3 protein-coding genes are annotated in these 1,923 nt (G+C 45.8%); all 3 read right to left on the bottom strand.

All coding sequences use genetic code 11. From position 1 onward, the window contains the following. Positions 1-911: chaperonin GroEL (groEL, locus tag A3751_RS08025; protein WP_156492329.1), on the bottom strand; the 911-nt coding region annotated here is incomplete at its 3' end. Positions 912-969: 58 nt separating this feature from the next. Then, on the bottom strand, positions 970-1,260 hold the full coding sequence (locus tag A3751_RS08020) for a co-chaperone GroES (protein ID WP_068454145.1): 291 nt from the start codon (positions 1,258-1,260) through the stop codon (positions 970-972). Between the two features lie 167 nt (positions 1,261-1,427). Continuing rightward, positions 1,428-1,923: FxsA family protein (locus A3751_RS08015; protein WP_369821233.1), on the bottom strand; the 496-nt coding region annotated here is incomplete at its 5' end.

The following is a 1,923-nucleotide window of genomic DNA, read 5'->3' as shown; positions in this document are numbered from 1 at the left end:
TCTTCAGAAATAACCGTTGCGCCAGTCAATATAGCGATATCCTGAAGCATTTCTTTACGACGATCTCCAAAACCAGGCGCCTTAACAGCCGCCACTTTAACAATGCCGCGCATATTGTTTACAACCAATGTTGCAAGAGCTTCGCCTTCGATATCTTCAGCGATGATCAACAATGGCTTGCTTGCTTTTGCAACATTCTCTAGCACAGGAAGCAGCTCACGAATGTTTGAGATCTTCTTATCGACCAGAAGGATGAATGGGCTTTCAAGCTCAGCACTCATATTATCCTGATTATTGATAAAGTATGGTGATAGGTAACCGCGATCAAACTGCATCCCTTCAACTACGTCTAGCTCATCTTCAAAGCCGCTGCCTTCTTCAACAGTGATAACGCCTTCTTTGCCAACCTTTTCCATCGCTTCTGCAATGATGTTGCCAACGGAGCTATCGCTGTTTGCAGAGATAGTACCTACCTGCGCAATGGATTTTGTATCGTTACATGGCTGAGCGAATCCTTTTACAGCCTCAACAGCGACAGAAACACCTTTGTCGATGCCGCGCTTGAGATCCATTGGGTTCATGCCAGCAGCAACTGCTTTCAAACCTTCATTAACGATGGCTTGAGCTAGCACTGTCGCTGTCGTAGTACCGTCACCAGCTGCGTCATTAGTTTGAGACGCAACTTCTTTCACCATCTGCGCGCCCATATTTTCAAACTTATCAGCAAGCTCGATCTCTTTCGCAACGGAAACGCCGTCTTTTGTTACTGTCGGAGCGCCGAACGACTTATCCAGAACGACGTTACGACCTTTCGGTCCAAGAGTAACTTTTACCGCATCAGCCAAAACATTAACGCCGGCCAACATACCTTGGCGAGCTGCATCGCCAAACTTCACATCTTTTGCTGTCATATTTCTAAATCCTGTTTACGTATTTATGAGTCGAAATGAGTCGAAAACTTGAAGTGAATTAAGCTTCGATGATGCCGTAAATCTCGTTCTCGGCCATGATCAATAGCTCTTCGCCATCGATCTTTACTGTGTTACCAGCGTATTGACCAAAAACTACGGTATCACCAGCCTTTACAGCCATTGCTTGTACATCACCGTTGTCGAGCAACTTGCCCGATCCCACAGCCACAACCTCGCCCTGTGAAGGCTTTTCAGTCGCACTGCCTGGCAATACAATTCCTCCAGCGGAGGTGGTTTCTTCTTCTTTGCGACGTACAACAACACGATCGTGTAATGGACGGATTTTCATCTCAATGATTCTCCTAACAGGTTATCAATCCAGTTAAATAGTTCTCTTGCGAGTTTTTCTATAAAAACACAGTCCTTTCAAATTCAAGGAGTGCGTATCTAAGTGATGGGATAAGTTGGGCCACGCATCTTCATTTCAAGGGGTACATGAATAATTTTTTTGCTTTTTTAAGGGTCTATCCGCTTGTCTTTTACTTCAACATACTCTGCATCAATTACCACATTGCCATTTTCACTCTCAACATGGGTTTTTCGATATTCCGCTTGACCAGCATCGTAGCTTTGGTAAGCGGTCTGTCCAGACACCACCATCCGTTTTGCCACCCCTTTTGCTAATTCTCGGCGAATAGCCGGGCTCAACAAAGCAAAACCTATCGCATCGGTGACAAACCCAGGAGTAAGTAGCAAGGCACCCGCCACTGCGAGCAGCAGACCCTCGCCTATTTCAGACACAGGTAACGCGCCATACTGCGCTTTTCGCTGAGCACGCATCAACGTGCTTAAACCTTGATGCTTTAGCAGATTAACCCCAATGATCGCCGTTAATAAAACTAGAGCTACGGTATACCAAGCGCCGATTAGAGAGCCCACTTTTATCAGGATCAGCATCTCGAGAATCGGCATTACAATAAAAAGAACAAACAAAACGCGCACAAGCACACCT

Source organism: Oleiphilus sp. HI0080, from assembly GCF_001635135.1.
This window is presented reverse-complemented; position numbering and strand designations above follow the sequence as displayed.

What these genes read in the sequence shown, in the direction of transcription:
- A3751_RS08020 (WP_068454145.1), bottom strand. Translation starts at nt 1,260, where the DNA reads ATGAAAATCCGTCCATTACACGATCGTGTTGTTGTACGTCGCAAAGAA.